Source organism: Pseudomonas parasichuanensis (assembly GCF_021601385.1).
Lineage (GTDB): Bacteria > Pseudomonadota > Gammaproteobacteria > Pseudomonadales > Pseudomonadaceae > Aquipseudomonas > Aquipseudomonas parasichuanensis.
The window spans coordinates 57,873-77,587 of the sequence record NZ_BQHO01000005.1 but is presented as its reverse complement, the minus strand read 5'-3'; the positions used below and the strand labels follow the sequence as shown (position 1 = coordinate 77,587).

At 64.3% G+C, this 19,715-nt stretch carries 18 protein-coding genes; 8 read left to right on the top strand and 10 right to left on the bottom strand.

Annotated elements, in window-relative coordinates; genetic code table 11:
- Nucleotides 1–105 precede the first annotated feature (105 nt).
- From L6D77_RS05960 to ttgA, 3 genes are read right to left on the bottom strand one after another with little or no spacing between them, the layout of a single operon-like run.
- Entirely contained in the window at nucleotides 106–1,551 is a 1,446-nt protein-coding gene (locus L6D77_RS05960; protein ID WP_232882258.1) for an AdeC/AdeK/OprM family multidrug efflux complex outer membrane factor, read from the bottom strand.
- Nucleotides 1,548–4,700 carry a multidrug efflux RND transporter permease subunit TtgB gene (gene ttgB, locus L6D77_RS05955; RefSeq protein WP_232882259.1) on the bottom strand — a complete coding sequence of 1,051 codons (3,153 nt, stop codon included), beginning with the start codon at nucleotides 4,698–4,700 and terminating at the stop codon, nucleotides 1,548–1,550. Before ttgB ends, L6D77_RS05960 begins: the two co-directional genes overlap by 4 nt.
- Nucleotides 4,701–4,703: 3 nt before the next feature.
- Nucleotides 4,704–5,858 (bottom strand): toluene efflux RND transporter periplasmic adaptor subunit TtgA, encoded by a 1,155-nt coding sequence (ttgA, locus tag L6D77_RS05950; protein WP_232882260.1) that lies wholly within the window; start codon nucleotides 5,856–5,858, stop codon nucleotides 4,704–4,706.
- A 254-nt stretch (nucleotides 5,859–6,112) separates the two neighbouring features.
- On the opposite strand from ttgA, the gene L6D77_RS05945 reads away from it, so the two are divergent.
- Nucleotides 6,113–6,745: a TetR family transcriptional regulator gene (locus L6D77_RS05945; protein WP_232882261.1), complete on the top strand. Its 633-nt coding sequence runs from the start codon at nucleotides 6,113–6,115 to the stop codon at nucleotides 6,743–6,745.
- Nucleotides 6,746–6,917: 172 nt separating this feature from the next.
- On the opposite strand, the gene L6D77_RS05940 is transcribed toward L6D77_RS05945, so the two are convergent.
- Nucleotides 6,918–8,369 (bottom strand): MDR family MFS transporter, encoded by a 1,452-nt coding sequence (locus L6D77_RS05940; RefSeq protein WP_232882262.1) that lies wholly within the window; start codon nucleotides 8,367–8,369, stop codon nucleotides 6,918–6,920.
- 357 nt (nucleotides 8,370–8,726) lie between these two features.
- Between L6D77_RS05940 and L6D77_RS05935 the strand changes: the two genes are divergently transcribed.
- On the top strand, nucleotides 8,727–9,596 hold the full coding sequence (locus L6D77_RS05935; RefSeq protein WP_110993744.1) for an isocitrate lyase/PEP mutase family protein: 870 nt from the start codon (nucleotides 8,727–8,729) through the stop codon (nucleotides 9,594–9,596).
- A gap of 21 nt (nucleotides 9,597–9,617) precedes the next feature.
- On the opposite strand, the gene L6D77_RS05930 is transcribed toward L6D77_RS05935, so the two are convergent.
- On the bottom strand, nucleotides 9,618–9,791 hold the full coding sequence (locus L6D77_RS05930) for a hypothetical protein (protein ID WP_189654521.1): 174 nt from the start codon (nucleotides 9,789–9,791) through the stop codon (nucleotides 9,618–9,620).
- 211 nt (nucleotides 9,792–10,002) lie between these two features.
- Nucleotides 10,003–10,914 (bottom strand): LysR family transcriptional regulator, encoded by a 912-nt coding sequence (locus L6D77_RS05925; protein ID WP_232882263.1) that lies wholly within the window; start codon nucleotides 10,912–10,914, stop codon nucleotides 10,003–10,005.
- Between the two features lie 104 nt (nucleotides 10,915–11,018).
- On the opposite strand from L6D77_RS05925, the gene L6D77_RS05920 reads away from it, so the two are divergent.
- Both L6D77_RS05920 and L6D77_RS05915 read left to right on the top strand, forming a co-directional pair.
- Complete coding sequence (locus tag L6D77_RS05920; protein ID WP_232882264.1) at nucleotides 11,019–11,894, top strand: MBL fold metallo-hydrolase; 876 nt, start codon at nucleotides 11,019–11,021, stop codon at nucleotides 11,892–11,894.
- Between the two features lie 28 nt (nucleotides 11,895–11,922).
- The gene (locus L6D77_RS05915; RefSeq protein WP_232882265.1) at nucleotides 11,923–12,537 is read left to right on the top strand and encodes an NAD(P)-dependent oxidoreductase; all 615 of its coding nucleotides are present in this window, start codon (nucleotides 11,923–11,925) and stop codon (nucleotides 12,535–12,537) included.
- 161 nt (nucleotides 12,538–12,698) lie between these two features.
- Here the strand turns inward: L6D77_RS05915 and L6D77_RS05910 are convergent, their stop codons facing one another.
- Nucleotides 12,699–13,574 (bottom strand): LysR substrate-binding domain-containing protein, encoded by an 876-nt coding sequence (locus tag L6D77_RS05910; RefSeq protein WP_232882266.1) that lies wholly within the window; start codon nucleotides 13,572–13,574, stop codon nucleotides 12,699–12,701.
- 112 nt (nucleotides 13,575–13,686) lie between these two features.
- Here L6D77_RS05910 and L6D77_RS05905 point away from each other — a divergent pair, with 112 nt between their 5' ends.
- Nucleotides 13,687–15,324 carry a 5-guanidino-2-oxopentanoate decarboxylase gene (locus L6D77_RS05905; RefSeq protein ID WP_232882267.1) on the top strand — a complete coding sequence of 546 codons (1,638 nt, stop codon included), beginning with the start codon at nucleotides 13,687–13,689 and terminating at the stop codon, nucleotides 15,322–15,324.
- Nucleotides 15,325–15,527: 203 nt separating this feature from the next.
- On the opposite strand, the gene L6D77_RS05900 is transcribed toward L6D77_RS05905, so the two are convergent.
- Nucleotides 15,528–16,448, bottom strand: coding sequence for an AraC family transcriptional regulator (locus tag L6D77_RS05900; RefSeq protein ID WP_232882268.1), 921 nt, complete (start codon nucleotides 16,446–16,448; stop codon nucleotides 15,528–15,530).
- Nucleotides 16,449–16,646: 198 nt separating this feature from the next.
- Here L6D77_RS05900 and L6D77_RS05895 point away from each other — a divergent pair, with 198 nt between their 5' ends.
- Together L6D77_RS05895 and L6D77_RS05890 are read left to right on the top strand one after the other, a co-directional pair.
- Nucleotides 16,647–16,940, top strand: a complete 294-nt coding sequence (locus tag L6D77_RS05895) for an antibiotic biosynthesis monooxygenase family protein (protein WP_232882269.1) — start codon at nucleotides 16,647–16,649, stop codon at nucleotides 16,938–16,940.
- Nucleotides 16,941–17,244: 304 nt separating this feature from the next.
- A complete protein-coding gene (locus L6D77_RS05890) occupies nucleotides 17,245–17,478 on the top strand; it encodes a hypothetical protein (RefSeq protein WP_232882270.1) in 234 nt (77 codons plus the stop codon).
- Here L6D77_RS05890 and L6D77_RS05885 read toward each other — a convergent pair whose 3' ends face one another.
- Together L6D77_RS05885 and L6D77_RS05880 are read right to left on the bottom strand one after the other, a co-directional pair.
- Nucleotides 17,479–18,084 carry a flavin reductase family protein gene (locus L6D77_RS05885; RefSeq protein ID WP_232882271.1) on the bottom strand — a complete coding sequence of 202 codons (606 nt, stop codon included), beginning with the start codon at nucleotides 18,082–18,084 and terminating at the stop codon, nucleotides 17,479–17,481.
- A gap of 118 nt (nucleotides 18,085–18,202) precedes the next feature.
- Nucleotides 18,203–18,607 (bottom strand): heme utilization protein, encoded by a 405-nt coding sequence (locus L6D77_RS05880; protein WP_232882272.1) that lies wholly within the window; start codon nucleotides 18,605–18,607, stop codon nucleotides 18,203–18,205.
- 341 nt (nucleotides 18,608–18,948) lie between these two features.
- Between L6D77_RS05880 and L6D77_RS05875 the strand changes: the two genes are divergently transcribed.
- On the top strand, nucleotides 18,949–19,701 hold the full coding sequence (locus L6D77_RS05875) for a COG4705 family protein (protein WP_125462784.1): 753 nt from the start codon (nucleotides 18,949–18,951) through the stop codon (nucleotides 19,699–19,701).
- The last annotated feature ends 14 nt before the right edge of the window (nucleotides 19,702–19,715 follow it).

The window sequence follows — 19,715 nt, the reverse complement described above, 5'->3', positions numbered from 1 at the left end:
TTATCGAACGCAATGTTCGGTGTGGTTAGTTTGCGTTTTTACTGGAGGGCCTGTTAACGCAAAAAGCCCACCGCTAGGGTGGGCTTGATGCTGTTGCCGGTGTGATCAGCCTTTTGGCGACTGTACCGACGCTTGCTGGTTGGTCTGCTCGTACCAGCCACCGCCGAGCGCCTTGTACAGGTTGACCTCGCTGACCAGCTGCGACAGGCGATCGCCGATCAACGACTGTTGGGCGCTGAACAGGTTGCGCTGGGCATCGAGGAAGGTCAGGTTGCTGTCGATGCCGATGCGGTAGCGGCGCTCGGCCAGGCGGTAGTAGTCCTGGTTGGCGGCCACCAGGTCACGTTGCGCCTGCAGCTGCTCTTCGAACGTCTTGCGTGCGGCCAGGCCATCGGCGACTTCCTGGAAGGCGGTCTGGATGGTCTTTTCGTACTTGGCGACGTTGATGTCCTTCTGGATCTTCGAGTAGTCCAGGCTCGCTTTCAGGCTGCCGGCGTTGAAGATCGGCAGGTTGATCTGCGGCTGGAACAGCCAGGTGCCAGAACCACCCTTGAACAGGCCACCCATGTCCGGGCTCAGGGTACCGGCGTTGGCGGTCAGGCTGATGCTCGGGAAGAACGCGGCGCGGGCGGCGCCAATGTTGGCGTTGGCGGCCTTGAGCAGGTGCTCGGCCTCCTGGATGTCCGGGCGGCGCTGCAGCAGGTCGGACGGCAGGCCCGCCGGCACTTCGGCCAGCTGGTCGGCGTTCAGTTCCAGCGGCGCGGGCAGGTTGGCCGGCACGCCGGTACCCACCAGCACGGTCAGGCTGTTGAGGTCCTGGGCGACCAGGCGCTGGTACTGCGCGTACTTGACCCGGGCGCCTTCCACGGCGGTGCGTGCCTGGCTCACGTCGAGCGCCGACGCCACACCCACCTCGTTGCTGCGGCGGGTGAGATTGTAGCTCTCTTCGTAGGTTTTCAGGGTTTCCTGGGTCAGCTTGAGCAGCGCCTGGTCGGCCTGCCAGGTGTAATAGGCGTTGGCGACGCTGGCCACCAGGCTGATCTGCGTGGAGCGGCGTGCCTGCTCGCTGGACAGGTAGGTTTCCAGGGCCTGCTGGCTCAGGCTGCGCACGCGACCGAACAGGTCGAGCTCGTAGGCACTGACGCCGATGGTTGCCGAGTACTGGCTGGTGATGTCTGCCTCACCGGTTTGCGACACGTTCCCCGGTACCCGCTGACGGCTGCCGCTGCCATTGGCAGAAACAGCCGGGTACAGGTCGGCACGGGCAATGCGGTACTGGGCGCGGTAGGCATCGATGTTCAACGCTGCCACGCGCAGGTCGCGGTTGTTTTCCAGCGAGCTCTGGATCAGCTGCTGCAGCGCCGGGTCGTGGAAGAACTGGCGCCAGCCCTGTTCGGCAGCGGCGACGTTGGCGGTTTCGGTCGGCGAGTACGCAGGGCCTTGCGGCCACTGCGCGGCGACCGGCGCTTCCGGCGTCTGGTAGTCAGGGATCAGCGAGCAGCCGCCGAGAATGAAGGCGGTAACCGCCAGGGACAGCAAAGACTTGGTCATTGCCCAGCCTCATAACGTGGAGTTTCAGGGGTGGCGTCGGCTTTCGGCTCTTTGGTGCCGAACAGCGACGACACTGCTACGAAGAACAGCGGTACCCAGAAGATGGCCAGCACGGTCGCACTGATCATGCCGCCGATCACCCCGGTGCCGATGGCATGCTGGCTGCCGGCGCCCGCGCCGCTGGCGATGGTCAACGGTACCACGCCGAGGATGAACGCCAGGGAGGTCATGATGATCGGGCGCAGACGCATGCGGCACGCCTCGATGGCGGCGTCGTACAGGCTGCGGCCCTGCTCGTGCAGTTCCTTGGCGAACTCGACGATCAGGATCGCGTTCTTCGCCGCAAGGCCAATGGTGGTCAACAGGCCGACCAGGAAGTACACGTCGTTGGACAGCCCGCGCATGCTGGTGGCGATCAGCGCACCGATGATGCCCAGGGGCACGACCAGTACCACGGCGATCGGGATCGACCAGCTTTCGTACAGCGCTGCCAGGCAGAGGAACACGAACAAGACCGAGAGGGCGAACAGCGCCGGCATTTGCGAGCCGGAGAGTTTTTCCTCGTAGGACATGCCGGTCCAGGAGTAGCCGATACCCGCTGGCAGTTCGCCGGCGATGCGCTCGACTTCGGCCATGGCTTCACCGGTGGAGTAGCCCGGGGCCGGGGCACCGAGGATCTCGACCGCTTCAACGCCGTTGTAGCGCGACAGTTTCGGCGAGCCGTAGGTCCACTCGCCCTTGGCGAACGAGGAGAACGGCACCATCTCGCCGGCGCCATTGCGCACGTACCATTTCTGCAGGTCTTCCGGGCTCATCCGCGCGTTTGGCGCGCCTTGGATGTAGACCTTCTTGACCCGGCCGCGGTCGATGAAGTCGTTGACGTAGTTGCCGCCAAGGGCGATCGACAGGGTGCTGTTGATGTCGGCGATGGTCACGCCCAGGGCGCTGGCACGTTCGTCATCGATGGTCAGCTGGTACTGCGGCTCGTCGTTCAGGCCGTTCGGGCGCACGGCGCTGAGGATCTTGCTCTGCGCGGCCTTGGCCAGGAACTGGTTGCGCGCTTCCATCAGCTTGACGTGGCCGACACCGGCGCGGTCCTGCAGGAACACGTCGAAGCCGGTGGCGTTACCCAGCTCCAGCACCGCAGGCGGGGCAAAGGCGAATACCATGGCGTCGCGGAAGCTGAAGAAGTGCTGCTGGGCGCGTTGCGACAGCTTGAACACGCTGTTCTCGGCCGAACGCTCACCCCATGGCTTGAGCATGATGAACGCCATGCCCGAGCTCTGGCCGCGGCCGGCGAAGTTGAAGCCGTTCACGGTGAACACCGAAGCCACGGTGTCGGCTTCTTCCTTGAGCAGGTATTCGCGCATCTGGTCGACCACCACCTGGGTGCGCTCGGCACTGGAGCCGGCCGGGGTCTGTACCTGGGCGAACAGCACGCCCTGGTCTTCCTCGGGCAGGAACGCGGTGGGGATACGGGCGAACAGCCAGATCATGCCGACCACGATCAGCGCGTAGGCCAGCAGGAACGGCACCTTGTTGCGCAGGATGGTACCGACGCTGCGTTCGTAGCCGACCACGCTGCGGTCGAAGTTACGGTTGAACCAGCCGAAGAAGCCGCGCTTGGCCACATGGTGCTCGCCCTTTTTCAGCGGCTTGAGCATGGTGGCGCACAGGGCCGGGGTGAAGATCAGCGCGACCAGTACCGACAGGCCCATGGCCGAAACGATGGTGATCGAGAACTGACGGTAGATCACACCGGTGGAGCCGCCGAAGAAGGCCATGGGCAGCAGTACCGCCGACAGCACCAGGGCAATACCCACCAGCGCGCCCTGGATCTGTTCCATCGAGCGCTTGGTCGCCTCCTTGGGCGGCAAGCCTTCCTCGGACATGACCCGTTCGACGTTCTCCACCACGACGATGGCATCGTCCACCAGCAAGCCGATGGCCAGCACCATGGCGAACATGGTCAGGGTGTTGATGCTGAAGCCGGCCGCCGCGAGGATACCGAAGGTACCCAGCAACACCACCGGTACGGTCATGGTGGTGATGATGGTGGCGCGGAAGTTCTGCAGGAACAGGTACATCACCAGGAACACCAGGACCACGGCTTCGATCAGGGTGTGGATAACCCCGCTGATCGATTCGGTGACCACCGGGGTGGTGTCATACGGGAACACGGCCTTCACCCCTGGCGGGAAGAAGGGTTCCAGGTCGCTGATGGTCTTGCGCAGCGCCTTGGCGGTGTCCAGGGCGTTGGCGCCGGTGGCCAGCTTCACGGCCAGGCCCGAGGCGGGCTTGCCGTTGAACTGGGCGCTGACGGCGTAGTTCTCACCGCCCAGGCCCACTTCGGCCACGTCGCCCAGGCGTACCTGGGAGCCGTCGCTGTTGACCTTGAGCAGGATCTTTTCGAACTGCTCGGCGGTCTGCAGGCGGGTCTTGCCGATGATGGTGGCGTTGAGCTGGGTACCCGGCAGGGCCGGCAGGCCGCCGAGCTGGCCGGACGACACCTGCACGTTCTGCGCGGCAACCGCGGTGCGCACGTCGACCGGGGTCAGCTGGAACTTGTTGAGCTTGGCCGGATCCAGCCAGATACGCATGGCGTACTGCGCACCGAACACCTGGAAGTCACCCACGCCCGCGGTCCGCGAGATCGGGTCCTGCATGTTGGAGACGATGTAGTTGGCCAGGTCGTCCTTGGTCATGCCGCCGTCTTCGGACACCAGGCCGATCACCAGCAGGAAGTTCTTCACAGCCTTGGTGACGCGGATACCTTGCTGCTGCACTTCCTGCGGCAGCAGCGGGGTGGCCAGGTTGAGCTTGTTCTGCACCTGCACCTGCGCGGTGTCGGCGTTGGTGCCCTGCTCGAAGGTGGCGGTAATGGTCATGCTGCCGTCGGAGTTACTTTCCGACGACACATAACGCAGGTTGTCGATACCGTTGAGCTGCTGCTCGATCACCTGCACCACGGTGTCCTGCACCGTCTGCGCCGAGGCGCCCGGGTAGGTCACGGCGATGGCGATGGCCGGCGGCGCGATGCTTGGGTACTGGTTGATCGGCAGCTTCAGGATCGACAAGGCGCCGACCAGCATGATCACCAGGGCGATCACCCAGGCGAAGATCGGGCGATCGATAAAGAACTTCGACATGGTTTACTCCGCTTTGGCGTCTGCTTTCGCCGCGTTGGCCTGATCGGGGCCGCCTGGCTTCTTGACGTTGGTGGCTTCGCTGACCTTGACCTCGACGCCTGGGCGCACGTACTGCAGGCCTTCGGTAATCAGGCGGTCACCCGGGTTCAGGCCTTCCTCGATCAGCCAGTCGCTGCCCAGGGTACGGCTGGCCTTGAGCTGGCGCAGTTCGACCTTGTTTTCCTGGTTGACCACCAGTGCGGTCGGCGCACCCTTGAGGTCGCGGGTCACGCCCTGTTGCGGGGCCAGGATGGCGTTGGCATTGACCCCGGCCTTGAGGCGGGCATGAACGAACATGCCTGGCAGCAGGGTGTGGTCGGGGTTGGGGAAGATCGCACGCAGGGTCACGGAGCCGGTGGTTTCGTCGACCGCGACTTCCGAGAATTCCAGGCGGCCTTGCTGCTTGAACAGGCTGCCGTCTTCGAGCACCAGTTGCACTTGCGCCGCGTTTTCACCGGCTTTCTGCAGCTGGCCGCTTTCCAGGTCGCGGCGCAGCTTGAGCAACTCGGCGGTGGACTGGGTGACGTCGACGTAGACCGGGTCGAGCTGCTGGATGGTGGCCATGGCGTTGGTCTGGCCATTGCTCACCAGCGCGCCTTCGGTGACCGAGGAACGGCCGACGCGACCGCTGATCGGTGCCAGGACCTTGGTGTAGCGCAGGTCGATCTGGGCGCTCTTGAGCGCGGCTTCTGCCTGCAATCGTTTGGCATTGGCGTCGTCGTATTCCTGCTTGGAGACGGCCTGCTCGTCGATCAGCTGCTTGTAGCGTTCGGCCAGCGAGCGAGTAGCCTGCAGGTTGGCCTGGGCGTTGGCCAGGTTGGCTTCGTAGACGGCGGAGTCGATCTGGTAGAGCTGCTGCCCTTCCTTGACGTCGCTGCCTTCCTTGAACAGGCGCTTGAGGATGATGCCATTGACCTGTGGACGGACTTCGGCGATGCGGTAGGCCGAGGTGCGCCCCGGCAGTTCCGAGGTCAGGGTGAAGGACTGGGGTTGTACGGTGACGACGCCGACCAGAGGAGCCTGCGGCGCGGGCGCGGCTTCTTCTTTCTTACAGCCACTGAGCAGGGTTGCCAGGGCCACGGCGGAAACCAGGGCGGTTACGGCTGGCTTGAATTGCATGAGGATCCTCGGGTCGCTGGAGCAAGGGAGCTCAAGAATAGTGGAAGTGTCTTGTCAGAAAAACGCTATCCGGTGGATTAATAGCTTGCTACCGAATATACTTACATTCATGCTTGTTTGTAAATACCGCCGGTGGACTCTGTGCCCCCACCGCGAACCGCTCAAATACCCCGGGAACGGCCCCTGAAGAGGCGACCCCGGCCTGATTCCCGCCCGCCAGACGTGCGTGCGGGGCCTGAAGAGGTTGTGCTGCCATGGTCCGTCGAACCAAAGAAGAAGCCCAGGAAACCCGCGCCCAGATTATCGAAGCGGCGGAAAAGGCCTTCTACAAGCGCGGGGTTGCGCGAACCACACTGGCCGATATCGCTGAGATCGCGGGGGTAACCCGTGGCGCGATCTACTGGCATTTCAGCAACAAGGCCGACCTGGTCCAGGCGCTGCTCGACTGTCTGCACGAAACCCACGATCACCTGGCCCGGGCCAGTGAGAGCGAGGATGAACTCGACCCCCTGGGCTGTATGCGCAAATTGTTACTGCAAGTGTTCAACCAGCTGGTGCTGGATGCCCGAACCCGGCGTATCAATGAAATCCTGCACCACAAGTGCGAGTTCACCGACGACATGTGTGAGATTCGCCAGCAACGGCAGAGCGCGGTACTCGATTGCCACGTGGGCATTGCCCTGACCCTGACCAACGCCGTGCGACGCGGGCAATTGCCTGCCGACCTCGATTGTGAACGTGCTGCCGTGGCGATGTTTGCCTACGTTGATGGCCTGATTGGGCGCTGGTTGCTGCTGCCGGACAGTTTCGACTTGCTGCGCGATGCGGAAAAGTGGGTGGACACCGGGCTGGATATGCTGCGCTTGAGCCCAAGCCTGCGCAAATGACACTTTGTGAAGGATTGTGAGGGAGTGTTGGCCCCTCGGCATTAACGGGGGATTAACAACCGGGGCCGCTGCGCCGCCCTTTCGCGGCACGAGGGCGCTCCTACAGAGCTCGTGATTCCCAGGTAGGAGCGGCCTCGCGCCGCGAAAGGTGCGCGAAGCGCCTCCGGCGATCTCACCGCCCGCGCAGCTGCCTGTCCGGCAACGCCAGTGCCGCCAGCAACCCAAGCAACGAAGCCCCGGCGCTGGCCAGCAACAGATTCCTGAACGTTTCCAGCAACCGCGCCTGGGTCTCAGGGGCCGCCTCGCCTGCCTTGAGGCTACCCAGCAACGGGTTGCCCAGCAGCTCGAAGCCCCCTTGGTGCAGCAACGCCAGCAGCAGGCTGGACATGCACGCCACCCCCATCGCCCCACCCAGCGAACGGAACAGGTTGGTGGTGCTGGTGGCCACGCCGATGTCCTTCGCCTCCACCGCACTCTGCGTGCCCACCAGCGAGGTGGGGAACTGCAACCCGCAGGCGATCCCGGTCAGCAGCATGAACAGTGCACTCAGCCAGCCCGATTGCGGTGGCGTCAGCGCCATGGCGGCGATGGCGACCGGCATCAGCAGCGCGCCGGTCAGGATCTGTGGCTTGAAGCGCCCGGTACGGCTGGTCATGCGCCCCCCGGTGAACGCGCCGATCGGCAGCCCCATGGCCAGCGGCAGCAGGTGCAATGCGGCGCTGTCGGCGCCGGCCCCGGTGATGCCCTGGAAGCGCAAGGGCATAAGCATGGTCAGCGAAATGGACTGGAAGCTGGCAAAGAAGATCACGCACCAGCACAGCACCGCGACCCGGTTGCCGAACAGCTTCATCGGCAGCAGCGGTTCGCGGCAACGCCGCTCGTGAGCGACGAACACCAGCAGCCCGAGCAGCGCGCAACCCAGCAGCACCAGCACCGGCGTCGACTCCCAGGCATGCCCCTGGCCGACCAGGGTGATGCCCAGCAGCAGGCTGCCAAGGCCAATGATCATCAACACCGCGCCAAGGTAGTCCACCTGCACCTCGCGGCGTTTTACCGACAAACCGTCGAGGGCGCGGTGGATCGCCCACAGCGCCACCAGCCCCAGCGGCAGGTTGATCCAGAACACCCAGCGCCACGACAGGTACTCGGTCAGCCAGCCGCCCAACACCGGCCCGGCGACACTGGCCAGGGCGTACATGCTGCTGAAATAACCCTGGTAGCGGCCGCGTTCGCGCGGCGGCACGAAGTCGCCGATGATCGCCTGGCTTACCGACACCATGCCGCCGGCGCCGATGCCCTGCAGTACCCGCGCCAGCACCAGTTGCGGCATGTCCTGGGCCAGCCCGCAGGCGATCGAGGCGAGGGTGAACAGCGCGGTGCCGGTGAGGATCATGCGTCGCCGGCCATACAGGTCGCCAAGCTTGCCGTAGATCGGCACGGCGATGGTCATGGCCACCATGTAGCCGGAGATGACCCAGGCCAGCAGGCCGACATCGTTGAACTGGGCAGAGATCGCCGGCAGCGACACGGCGACGATGGTCTGGTCGAGGGCGCCAAGGAAGATCGCCAGCATCAGGGCGGTCAGTACGCTGCGCAGAACGGTAGGGGGCAGGGCGGCGGTCACGGTGGCTACCTGGTTTCGATCGGCTCATTCGGAGTGGCCTGATTGTAACCTGAGTTGAGTAGCTTCCTATGTACTCTGTGCATCCCCTATGCAAGATCGGCATTGGCGCATTCATCCAGTGCTGCATGGCTGCGTGATATCGTGCAAGGGCCGCAGAGGCTGAAATCCGGGGCCTGCACCAGCATGGTGCAGCGTTTTGCCACAGGGTTTCGCGTTGCTGTATTTCCACACCTTTTATTCCTCTGCCTGCATGACGAGCATGGCCGCCCCGATGGCGACGGTTGGATCAGTCAGGTAGACCCGATACAGGGGTCGGTTGTCAGCCGTTCAACATTTCTTATTACAAGCGGAGTGATCATGCCCAAGGCTTCCCACCACGATCTGCGTTTTGCCTTCCGCGAACTGCTCGCTTCAGGTTCGTGCTATCACACCGCTTCGGTCTTCGACCCCATGTCCGCGCGCATCGCCGCCGACCTTGGCTTTGAAGTCGGCATCCTCGGCGGCTCGGTCGCCTCGTTGCAGGTACTGGCCGCGCCGGACTTTGCCCTGATCACCCTCAGCGAGTTCGTCGAACAGGCCACCCGCATTGGCCGCGTTGCCCAATTGCCGGTGCTCGCCGATGCCGACCATGGCTACGGCAACGCCCTCAACGTCATGCGCACGGTGATCGAACTGGAGCGTGCCGGGGTTGCCGCCCTGACCATCGAGGACACCCTGCTGCCGGCCCAGTTCGGCCGCAAGTCCACTGACCTGATTCCGGTGGAGGAGGGCGTCGGCAAGATCCGCGCCGCGCTGGAAGCCCGTGTCGACTCGGCCATGGCGATCATCGCCCGCACCAACGCCGGGGTGCTGAGCACCGAAGAAATCATCGTGCGCACCCAGAGCTACCAGAAGGCCGGTGCCGATGGCATCTGCATGGTGGGGGTGAAGGACTTCGAGCAACTGGAGCAGATCGCCGAGCACTTGAACGTGCCGCTGATGCTGGTCACCTACGGCAATCCGAACCTGCGTGACGACGAGCGCCTGGCACGCTTGGGTGTGCGCATCGTGGTCGACGGCCACGCCGCCTACTTCGCCGCGATCAAGGCCACCTACGACTGCCTGCGCCTGCAGCGTGGCCAGCAGCACAAGTCGGACAGCCTCAACGCCACCGAGTTGTCGCACACCTACACCCAGCCGGAGGACTACATCCGTTGGGCCAAGGAATACATGAGCGTCGAGGAGTGACCGGCGCCCAGCGCCGTCGCTTTACCTGACGGCACTCAAGGTTGCGGTGTGGGGCACACAGTGTTCCTGCGCGCAACTGGCCGCGGTGTTGGGTTGGCTGCGCAGCAGCTCGACCCGCCAGCAGGCCGAACCGTACAGCCCCACGACGGCGGCAAGGGCGAAGACCAGCGCGCAACGCCTGGACTTGATACTCATGGTGCTTACCTCCTGTTGCTGTAACAGGTGATAACGGTAAGCATAGTTCCGCTCCGAGCATTCGTACTGTCCTCATCGCCGGCCGAGCCCATCGTTGGCTTGGCGAGTTCTCTGTAGGAGCGGCCTTGCCGGTCCGGCGCCCCGGCAAGGCCGCTCCTACAGGTTTCGCGCAAAGTTCAAGAAAGTGGACAAGTGTTGAAAGCCGTTACCCCTAAAGCCCCAACCCCCGATCCCACTCCGGCTCATCGCCAAACCGCTCCACCAGAAAGTCCAGCATGCTGCGCAAGGTCGCCGGCATGTGCTTGCGCGACGTATACACGGCATTGAGGTTCAGCTCCCGTGGCCGTGCCTCGGGCAACAGCCGCACCAGTTCGCCACTGCGCAGCGCACTGGCCGCCTGGTAGGTGGGCAGCATGGCGATGCCGGCGCTGGCCAGCGCGGCCTTCTGCAGGGTCATGGCCTCGTTGGCGCTGATATTGCCCTGCACCGGCACGGCGACACTCTGCCCGTCCACCTCGAAATGCCACAGGCTATGGCCGAAGTAGGCATGGGTCAGGCAGTTGTGCCTGCTCAGTTCCTCCACCCGCGCGGGGGTGCCATGCTCGCGCAGGTACGCGGGGCTGGCGCAGACCACCGAGCGGCACACGCTCAGGCGCCGGGCAATCAGGTTGGGGTCGACGTCGTTGCTGGTGCGGATCGCCAGGTCGATGCGTTCGTCCACCAGGTTGACGGTGCGATCGAGCATCTGCAGTTCCACCTTCACCCCGGGGTAGCGCTTGACGTACGCCGCCAGCGCATCCACCAACTGGGCCTGGCCGAACGAGGTGCTGACGCTGATGCGCAATTCGCCGCGCGGGGCATCATCGGGCTGGCGCACGGCGTGCTGCAGGTCGCCGGCCAGTTCCAGCAGTTGCCGGCAGCGCGGCAGTGTTTCCTGGCCGGCAGCAGTCAGGCTGAGTTTGCGTGTGGTGCGCTGCATCAGCCGTGCGCCGACCCAGTCCTCCAGCTCCGCCAGGTAGCGCGACACCACTGGCCGGGAAAGCTCCAGGTGATCCGCCGCCGCCGACTGGCTGCCCAGGTCGACGACGGTGACGAACACGCGCATGGCGTTCAGACGGTCCATGATTTGCCCGATTTTAGAAATGAACTATGTCGCAGCATCGCATTTTTTGTAATGAATCGGGCAACTAAGCTGTGCTCCATCGACTCACTCATCAGGAAGCACCCATGTCACTGTTCACGCCCCTGCGCAGCCTGCTGCTGGCCTGTGTCACCCTCGCTGGCCAGGCCATGGCTGCCGACCCGCTCAAGCTCGATGTCTACAACCCCGGCCACGATGCCATTTTCCCGGTCAGTTCGGTGATCGTCAGTGGCGAACACGACGCGATCCTGGTCGATGCGCAGTTCGGCAAGGGTCAGGCCGAACAGGTGGTCGAGCGCCTGCGCAAAAGTGGCAAGCAGCTGACGACCATCTACATCAGCCACGGCGACCCGGACTACTACTTCGGCCTGGACACGCTCACCCAGGCGTTCCCCAAGGCCCGCGTGGTCGCGTCGGCCGCCACCGTTGCCCATATCCGCAAGACCATGGACGCCAAGCTCGCCTACTGGGGCCCGCAAATGGGCGCCGATAAGCCAAGCAAGTTGGTCGTGCCCCAAGTGCTCGACGGCAATCAGCTGAAGCTCGAAGGCCAGGCGCTGGAAGTCGTCGGCCTGGACGGCCCGCAGCCGGACCGCAGCTTTGTCTGGATCCCTTCGATCAAGGCCGTGGTAGGTGGCGTGGTGGTGTCCGAGCACATCCATGTATGGATGGCCGACACCCAGACCGCGCAATCCCACGCCGACTGGCTGGATACCCTGGCCAGGATCGAGCAACTGGCGCCGCGCACCGTGGTCCCCGGGCACTTCCTGGGCGACAGCAGCCGTTCACTGGAGGCCGTGCGCTTCACCGCCAACTACATTCGTGACTTCGATACCGAAACTGCCAAGGCCGGCAACGCCGACGCACTGATCGCGGCGATGAAAAAGCGCTACCCGAACCTGGCCGACGAAAGCTCCCTGGAACTGGGCGCCAAGGTCGCCAAGGGCGAGATGAAGTGGTAATCCCATTCAACCTGTTGGAGTGTTTTCCATGAGCAAGATCGCAATCATCGGCGCCACCGGGCGTGCCGGCAGCCAACTGCTGGAAGAGGCCCTGCGCCGTGGCCACAGCGTGGTCGCCATCGCCCGTGATCCGTCGAAGCTGCAAGGCCGTGAAGGTGTCACCGTCAAGGCGCTGGACGCCAAGGACAGCGCCGCCCTGCAGGCGGCGGTCAGCGGCTGTGACGCGGTGCTGAGCGCAGCGCATTTCTCGACCCTTGAGCCCCAGGCTGTCATCGGGCCGGTCAAGCACGCTGGTGTGAAGCGCCTGCTGGTGGTGGGGGGGGCCGGCAGCCTGCTGCTGCCGTCCGGGCAGCGGGTGATCGACAGCCCGGATTTCCCGGAGGCCTACAAGGCCGAGGCCAATGGCGGCGTGCGTTTCCTCGACGCGCTGCGCCAGGAACAGGCGCTGGACTGGACTTTCCTGTCGCCGTCGGCGGAGTTCGTTGAAGGCGAGCGCAGCGGGCAGTACAAGCTGGGCAAGGATCACCTGTTGATCGGCGCCGAGGGCAAGAGCTGGATCACCTTCGCCGACTATGCGATCGCGATGATCGATGAGCTGGAGAAGCCGGCGCACTCACGGGTGCGGTTCACCGTCGGCTACTGAGTCGCCTGCATCGCCGGCAAGCCGGCTCCCACATCGATCGCGCCATCTTCAGGCCAGCGCTGTACCTGTGGGAGCCGGCTTGCCGGCGATGAGGCCAGAGTCATTAACACAAGGCTGATGATCCTGACCGTGACAGCGGGGCGCAACGCGCGCCCAGCGGTCTAGTGACGGGCACGCTCCTGCAACCACTCCAGCAACTCGACCAATCCCGCCGCCATGGTCTTCGACGGGCTCACCAGGTAATACCCTTTCCCGGTCGTCACTTTCAGCCCGAACGGCATGCACAACCGCCCGCTGCGCAGGTCATCGCCGATCAACGCCCAATCGCCGATGGCGATCCCAGTCCCCTGCGAAGCCATGGCCATTGCCATGTCCAGCGTCTCGAAATGTTGCTTCGGCCCTTGCGGCTCGAACCCGGCGCCCGCCGCCTGCAACCACAGCCGCCAGTCATGCTCGTCCCGCGAGGGGTGCAGCAGCATGTGCCGCGTCAGGTCCTGCAACTGCTGCAACGGCAATGGCCCACTCAGCAGCGAGGGCGCGCAGACCGGCGTGAGTTGTTCATCGAACAGCTTGCGCACCTGCAGCCCATGGTTGGGCGCGGCGCCATACACCACGGCCGCATCGAAGCCTTCATGGCGGAAGTCCACCCCGTGCTGCACCGTGGTGGTCAGCTCCACCGGCACGTCCGGGCGCAAGGCCTGCCATTCCATCAGCCGTGGCAACAGCCAGCGCATCACGCAGGTCGGCGCCTTGAGCTGCAGCGTGCTGCTGCGCCCGCCGACCTCGCGCACGCCTTGCTCCACCAGGGCGAAGATCTGCTGCACCCGGGGCAGCCAGTCCTGCCCTTCGCGGGTCAGGGCCAGGCCACGGGCCTGGCGCTGGAACAACGGGTAACCCAGGTGCTCCTCGAGCCCGGCGATCTGCCGGCTGACCGCACCCTGGGTGATATGCAGCTGCTGCGCCGCACGGGTGAAATTGCAGTGTTGGGCGGTCACCAGGAAGGTGTGCAGGGCGGGCAGGGGCGGTAGCCGTTTCATCGTGGTAAGCCATGATGTGAAGTCATGGCTAGTATGTGTTTTTTTGCATTGTGGCGGTAGCTGCGGATTGGTTCCATGAACACCGATTTCAACAAGATTCGGGTATTCGAACATGGCAACCTGCGGCGAAGTACTGGTCAAACTCCTCGAAGACTATGGCGTCGACCATGTCTTCGGTATTCCTGGTGTGCATACCGTCGAGTTGTATCGTGGCCTGGCGGCGTCTTCCATCCGCCACATCACCCCGCGCCACGAGCAGGGCGCTGGGTTCATGGCCGACGGCTACTCGCGCACACGGGGCAAGCCGGGGGTGTGCTTCATCATCACCGGCCCAGGCATGACCAATATCACCACCGCGATGGGCCAGGCCTATGCCGACTCGATCCCCATGCTGGTGATCTCCAGCGTGCAGTCGCGCAGCCAGCTCGGCGGCGGGCGCGGCAAGTTGCATGAGCTGCCCAACCAGTCCGCCCTGGTCGCGGGCGTGGCGGCCTTCTCGCAGACGCTGATGAGCGCCGATGACCTGCCCCAGGTGCTGGCCCGTGCCTTTGCCGTGTTCGACGGCGCCCGGCCACGCCCGGTGCATATCGAGATCCCGCTGGACGTGCTGGTGGAGCCGGCCGATCACCTGTTGTCGGCACGCCCCGTGCGCACCAGCCGCGCGGGCGCTGCACCGCAGGCGGTACGGCAGATGGCCGAGCGCCTGGCCAAGGCGCGCCGGCCATTGATTCTTGCCGGGGGCGGTGCGCTGGCCGCTGGCACGGCGCTGGCCCGCCTGGCCGAGCACCTGCAGGCGCCGGTGGCGCTGACCATCAATGCCAAAGGGCTGCTGCCGGCGAACCACCCCTTGCAGATCGGTTCGACCCAGACGCTGCCGGCCACCCGCGCGCTGGTAGCCGAGGCCGATGTGGTGCTGGCCATCGGCACCGAGCTGGCCGAGACCGATTACGACGTGACCTTCAAGGGCGGCTTCGAGATCCCCGGCAGCGTGCTGCGCATCGATATCGACCCGGACCAGACAGTGCGCAACTACCTGCCCGAGCTGGCCCTGGTGGCCGATGCCGAGCAGGCCGCCGAGGCGCTGCTTGCTGCCCTGCAAACGCAACCGCAGCCACCCCGCGACAGCGCGTGGGGTGCCGCGCGTGCCGGGCGTCTGCGCCAGGACAATGCGGCAACCTGGGACCCGGTGACCCTGAGCCAGACGCGCCTGCTGACCGGCATCCTGGAAACGCTGCCCAACGCCATCCTGGTCGGCGATTCGACCCAGCCGGTGTACACCGGCAACCTGACCCTGGACATGGCCCATCCACGCCGCTGGTTCAATGCGTCGACCGGCTACGGCACCCTTGGCTATGCCTTGCCTGCCGCCATGGGCGCCTGGCTGGGCAGCGCTGAAGTGCCCGCCAAGCGTGCGCCGGCGGTGTGCCTGATTGGTGACGGCGGCCTGCAGTTCACCCTGCCGGAACTGGCCAGTGCGGTGGAGGCGCAGGTGCCGCTGATCGTGCTGCTGTGGAACAACCAGGGGTATGAGGAAATCAAGAAGTACATGGTCAACCGGGATATCGAACCGGTGGGCGTGGATATTCATACGCCGGACTTCGTCGGTGTGGCACGGGCGTTGGGGGCCGAGGCTGAGAACGTGGGTGATGTCGCGCAGTTGCAGGCGGCGCTGGGTCGGGCGGTTGAGCGCCGGGGGCCGACGCTGATCCAGGTGGATCAGGGGCAATGGCAGCAAGCGGTGCAAGGCTGACTATGGCTGCGGGGGCTTTGCCCCCGATTCGCCGGCAAGCCGGCTCCCACCCTGATCGCGCAGACCTCAAGCCGTGCGCAAGTCCTGTGGGAGCCGGCTTGCCGGCGATGAGGCCAGAAAAAGTCACACAAGACAGTTGCTCCCACCTCGACCGCATCTACATCAAGCCATGTGCCATCCTGTGTAAGCCGCGGTTCGCCGCTTCATCCCGCACTGGCACGCAACCGCGCCACATCTCTGATCGGCGGGGCGCCGTACAACCGGCTGTACTCACGGCTGAACTGCGACGGGCTCTCATACCCCACCCGATACCCCGCCACCGCCGCCTCCAGCCCGTCATTGAGCATCAGCCGCCGCGCCTCTTGCAGGCGCAACTGCTTCTGGTACTGCAACGGGCTCATCGACGTCACCGCCTTGAAGCGGTGATGCAGGGTCGAGGTGCTGAGGTTCACCTCACGCGCCAGGTCCTCGATGCGCAGCGGTTGCTGGTAATGCTGGTTGAGCCAGTTGATTGCCTGGCACACACGGTGGGTCTGGCTGTTGGACAGGGCGATCTCGTACAGACGGTGGCCCTGCGGCCCGCGCAGCAGGCGGTAAAGAATCTCGCGGCGGATCAACGGCGCGAGGATCGGGATATCGCGCGGCGTATCCAGCAGGCGAATCAGGCGCAGCAGGGCATCCAGCAGTTGCGGGTCGCTTTTCTCGACGAACAGGCCGCGACCGGACGGCAGGTTGGGCACCACCATCGGGCTGCTTTCGGCAATCAGCTGGCTGATCTGCGCCGGGTCGATGTCCAGCCGCAGGCCCAGGGCCGGGTGTTCCGGGCTGGCCTTGAGCAGCGCGCCGCTGATCGGCAGGGTCACCGACACCACCATGTAGTTCAGTGGATCGTACGCATAGTGTTCATCGCCCAGGATCAGGGTCTTGCTGCCCTGTGCCAGGACGCACAGGGCCGGCTGGGCCAGGGCGGGCATGCCGCGAATGTCCTCGCGGTAGCAGGTGAGGTAGAGGTCTTCGATGGGCGAGGCCGGGCCATGGGGTTCGCCGGCATGGCGCAGGATCAGCCCGGCCAGCTCCTGGCGCTGCTGTTCCAGGGAGGGTTCGAGGGGCGGGGGAGTGGTCATGGCGGGTTTCCTCTGCTGACCGACGCAGCATAGGTTTGGGCAATGCCGGGCGCTAGTCGGATGCTGCAGATCGATTGCCTGATCCTGCAGCGTTGCAGGATCAGGCAATCGGCCGGCAGTAATGGCCTAACGTCGCGCGAGGGGTGGCCCCTAACCTTGGCAGCCTGTTTCTCGCCCCTGGCTTCAAGGAGATCGTTCATGACCCTTCAGCAACCGGTCACCCATTTGGCGTTCATCCGCGCCAGCAACGGTCGTTCCGCGGAACTCGGTGTACGCCTGCGCGACCTGCTAGAGCCTACGCGGCGTGCGCCGGGTTGCCTGGCGTTCAGTGTGCAACGCTCGCAAGTCGATGCCGACCTGTGGCTGCTCAGCGGCAGTTGGTGCGACCAGCAGGCGATGAGTGGCTACTTCGCTTCGCCGACGCTGAACCTGTTTGGCGAACTGGTGCAGGCGCAAGTGGTCAGCAGCCTGGACCTGCATACCTTTGCCTGATCTTGCGGCCCTATCGCCGCGAAGCCCACATCATGGGCTCGCTTGCCCCTGTAGGAGCGGCCTCGTGCCGCGAAAGGGCTGCGCAGCAGCCCTCCGAGAGTGGCGGCGCCACATAGCTCGCGGGGCCGCTTCGCGGCCCTTTCGCGGCACAAGGCCGCTCCTACAGAGGAACTGCGCAAGACAGTCGCTCCCACACTGACCGCACGAACCCACTGTGGGAGCCGGCTTGCCGGCGATGAGGCCGGAACAGGCAACCTTGTCAGGTGTACAATGCCGCCCCTCGATCACTCAGGCGCAGAGCAGCATGGCACGTAAAGAATTCCCTCACTTCGAAGCAGTTTCGGCGATGGTCCCGGTGGAAGGCGGCGGCTACAACGCGGCGATCGCCGTGAAGGCCCTGAACATGGGCGGCGCGCCGCGCTTTCACAAGGTCCTCGACGGCCAGGTGTTCAAGTCCGCCCTCGCTGCCGACGATGCCGCGTGCGCCGAACTCGAACGCCTGCAAGGCGTCGACGAGGAAGGCCAGCTGATCTTCTGATCAGACCTGCGGGCGGCTCATCTTGAACAGCTCGCCCAGTGCGAAGTAGTCCGCCGGGCCACCACCACGCAGGATCGGCTCGGCAGCGGCGGTGTCGTAGATGCCGTCCTTGAGCAGGTGTTCGGCAATGTGCACGGCCACCACTTCACCCAGGATCAGCCAGCTGGGCACCAGTTCCTGGTCGGCCCGCTTGAGCTGGACGATCTGGCTCACCTTGCATTCGAAACTCACCGGGCTCTCGCCCACTCGTGGCACCTTGACCAGGTTCGAGGCAGCTGGCGTGAGGCCGCTGAGGACGAACTCGTCGACCTCCGCCGCCACGGCGGCGCAGCTCTGATTCATTTGTTCGGCCAATGGCCGGGTAGCCAGGTTCCAGACGAATTCGCCGGTCTGCTCGATGTTGTTCAGGCTGTCTTTGCGCCCGACGCTGCAGAAACCGATGATCGGCGGGATGTAGTTGAAGGCGTTGAAGAAGCTGTAGGGCGCCAGGTTAAGGCGGCCTTCGCGGTCGTGGCTGGAGATCCAGCCGATGGGCCGGGGGCCGACGATGGCGTTGAACGGGTCGTGGGGCAGGCCGTGGCCTTTGGCGGGTTCGTAGTAGTACATCTGCGCAAGGCCGCGAGGCCCTTCCTGGTTGGGAACGAGGCGCCTAGTGTGCCAAGGCTTTGCCTGGCTGAAAATGATCAAGCCCGGCCGAAGCCGGGCTGGTTGCACGCATCAGTGATCAGCTGATGCGGTGGCCGTTGGTGCGGTCGAAGCCGTCTTCGGCGAAGCGTTGGCCGTTGGTACGGTCGAAGCCGTCTTCGGCGAAGCGCTGGCCGTTGGTGCGATCGAAGCCGTCTTCGGCGAAGCGTTGGCCATTGGTGCGGTCGAAACCGTCTTCGGCGAAGCGTTGGCCGTTGGTGCGGTCGAAGCCGTCTTCGGCGAAGCGTTGGCCATTGGTGCGGTCGAAGCCGTCTTCGGCGAAGCGTTGGCCACCGGTGCGATCAGAACCATCTTCTGCGTAGCTGGCCGACTGGCTCTGGGCGGCGGCGAAAGTGTGGGCGCTGGTACGGTCGAAACCGTCTTCGGCGAAAGCGCCAGTGGTCAGAACCGAGAGGGTCAGGGCGAGGATCAATTTGCTTTTCATGGTCGTTGCTCCGGTGGATCAGTGGGTTGTTTGTTTCTATGGGTTCAATGCTACGCCTATTAAATTGATTAAAAAGCGCAAAAAATAACGCTAAATAATCGATTAAATCGATTGTTATGGGCGTGCTTGTCTCGCGCAGAACGCAGTACCTGGCCTTGTCAGGCCATGCGAACGGTGCGGCTTTTTCAGTCGGCCCAGCATGGCGGGTAGGAATTAATGCCGAATTAACAGGTCACGAGTGTTCGTCCTACGCGAACAACACTTTTTTCATACAACTCCAACCGATTTTTCAGGCATCGCTATTCACCATCGCCGCACTCAAAACCTGGAGCGGCACAACAATGAACAAACTCCCGCAAATCACCCTGGCCTTCTGGGTCATGAAGATCTGCGCAACCACACTCGGCGAGACGGCCGGCGACTTGCTGTCCATGACCCTGAACATCGGTTATGCAATGAGCTCGCTGCTGTTGATCAGCGTGTTCCTGCTGACCCTGGTCACCCAGCTCTACTCGCGCCGCTACAACCCGATGCTCTATTGGCTGGTGATCCTCTCCACCAGCACTGCCGGTACCACCATGTCCGACTTCATGGACCGCACCCTGGGGCTGGGTTATGCAACAGGCTCGGCGCTGCTGATCGGCATCCTGCTGCTGACCTTCGCGGTGTGGCGCCTGAGCGGCAACCCACTGGATGTGACCCGCATCAAGAACCGCAGCGGCGAGCTGTTCTACTGGGTGGCGATCCTGTTCTCCAACACCCTCGGCACTGCGCTGGGCGACTACCTGGCCGATGATTCGGGGTTGGGCTTTGCCGGCGGTGCGCTGTTGATCGGCTCGGCAATCGCCGTGGTGGCGGCTGCCCGCTACTGGACAAAGATTTCCGGCGTGGTGCTGTTCTGGATCGCCTTCGTGCTCACCCGCCCATTCGGTGCGACCCTGGGCGATGTGCTGACCAAGACCCACGAGAAAGGCGGGCTGGACTTCGGCACTGTGGGTTCGTCGATGGTGCTGGGTGGGGTGTTGCTGGTGTTGGTGCTGGCGGCTACGTACTACCAGCGTCGTGAGCCACAGCGGGCGATGGAGATGTCCTGAGTGATACGTATTCG

Coding starts and splice junctions, on each gene's coding strand:
- L6D77_RS05960 (WP_232882258.1), bottom strand. CDS start 1,551: ATGACCAAGTCTTTGCTGTCCCTGGCGGTTACCGCCTTCATTCTCGGC.
- ttgB (WP_232882259.1), bottom strand. CDS start 4,700: ATGTCGAAGTTCTTTATCGATCGCCCGATCTTCGCCTGGGTGATCGCC.
- ttgA (WP_232882260.1), bottom strand. CDS start 5,858: ATGCAATTCAAGCCAGCCGTAACCGCCCTGGTTTCCGCCGTGGCCCTG.
- L6D77_RS05945 (WP_232882261.1), top strand. CDS start 6,113: ATGGTCCGTCGAACCAAAGAAGAAGCCCAGGAAACCCGCGCCCAGATT.
- L6D77_RS05935 (WP_110993744.1), top strand. CDS start 8,727: ATGCCCAAGGCTTCCCACCACGATCTGCGTTTTGCCTTCCGCGAACTG.
- L6D77_RS05930 (WP_189654521.1), bottom strand. CDS start 9,791: ATGAGTATCAAGTCCAGGCGTTGCGCGCTGGTCTTCGCCCTTGCCGCC.
- L6D77_RS05925 (WP_232882263.1), bottom strand. CDS start 10,914: ATGGACCGTCTGAACGCCATGCGCGTGTTCGTCACCGTCGTCGACCTG.
- L6D77_RS05920 (WP_232882264.1), top strand. CDS start 11,019: ATGTCACTGTTCACGCCCCTGCGCAGCCTGCTGCTGGCCTGTGTCACC.
- L6D77_RS05915 (WP_232882265.1), top strand. CDS start 11,923: ATGAGCAAGATCGCAATCATCGGCGCCACCGGGCGTGCCGGCAGCCAA.
- L6D77_RS05910 (WP_232882266.1), bottom strand. CDS start 13,574: ATGAAACGGCTACCGCCCCTGCCCGCCCTGCACACCTTCCTGGTGACC.
- L6D77_RS05905 (WP_232882267.1), top strand. CDS start 13,687: ATGGCAACCTGCGGCGAAGTACTGGTCAAACTCCTCGAAGACTATGGC.
- L6D77_RS05900 (WP_232882268.1), bottom strand. CDS start 16,448: ATGACCACTCCCCCGCCCCTCGAACCCTCCCTGGAACAGCAGCGCCAG.
- L6D77_RS05895 (WP_232882269.1), top strand. CDS start 16,647: ATGACCCTTCAGCAACCGGTCACCCATTTGGCGTTCATCCGCGCCAGC.
- L6D77_RS05890 (WP_232882270.1), top strand. CDS start 17,245: ATGGCACGTAAAGAATTCCCTCACTTCGAAGCAGTTTCGGCGATGGTC.
- L6D77_RS05885 (WP_232882271.1), bottom strand. CDS start 18,084: ATGTACTACTACGAACCCGCCAAAGGCCACGGCCTGCCCCACGACCCG.
- L6D77_RS05880 (WP_232882272.1), bottom strand. CDS start 18,607: ATGAAAAGCAAATTGATCCTCGCCCTGACCCTCTCGGTTCTGACCACT.
- L6D77_RS05875 (WP_125462784.1), top strand. CDS start 18,949: ATGAACAAACTCCCGCAAATCACCCTGGCCTTCTGGGTCATGAAGATC.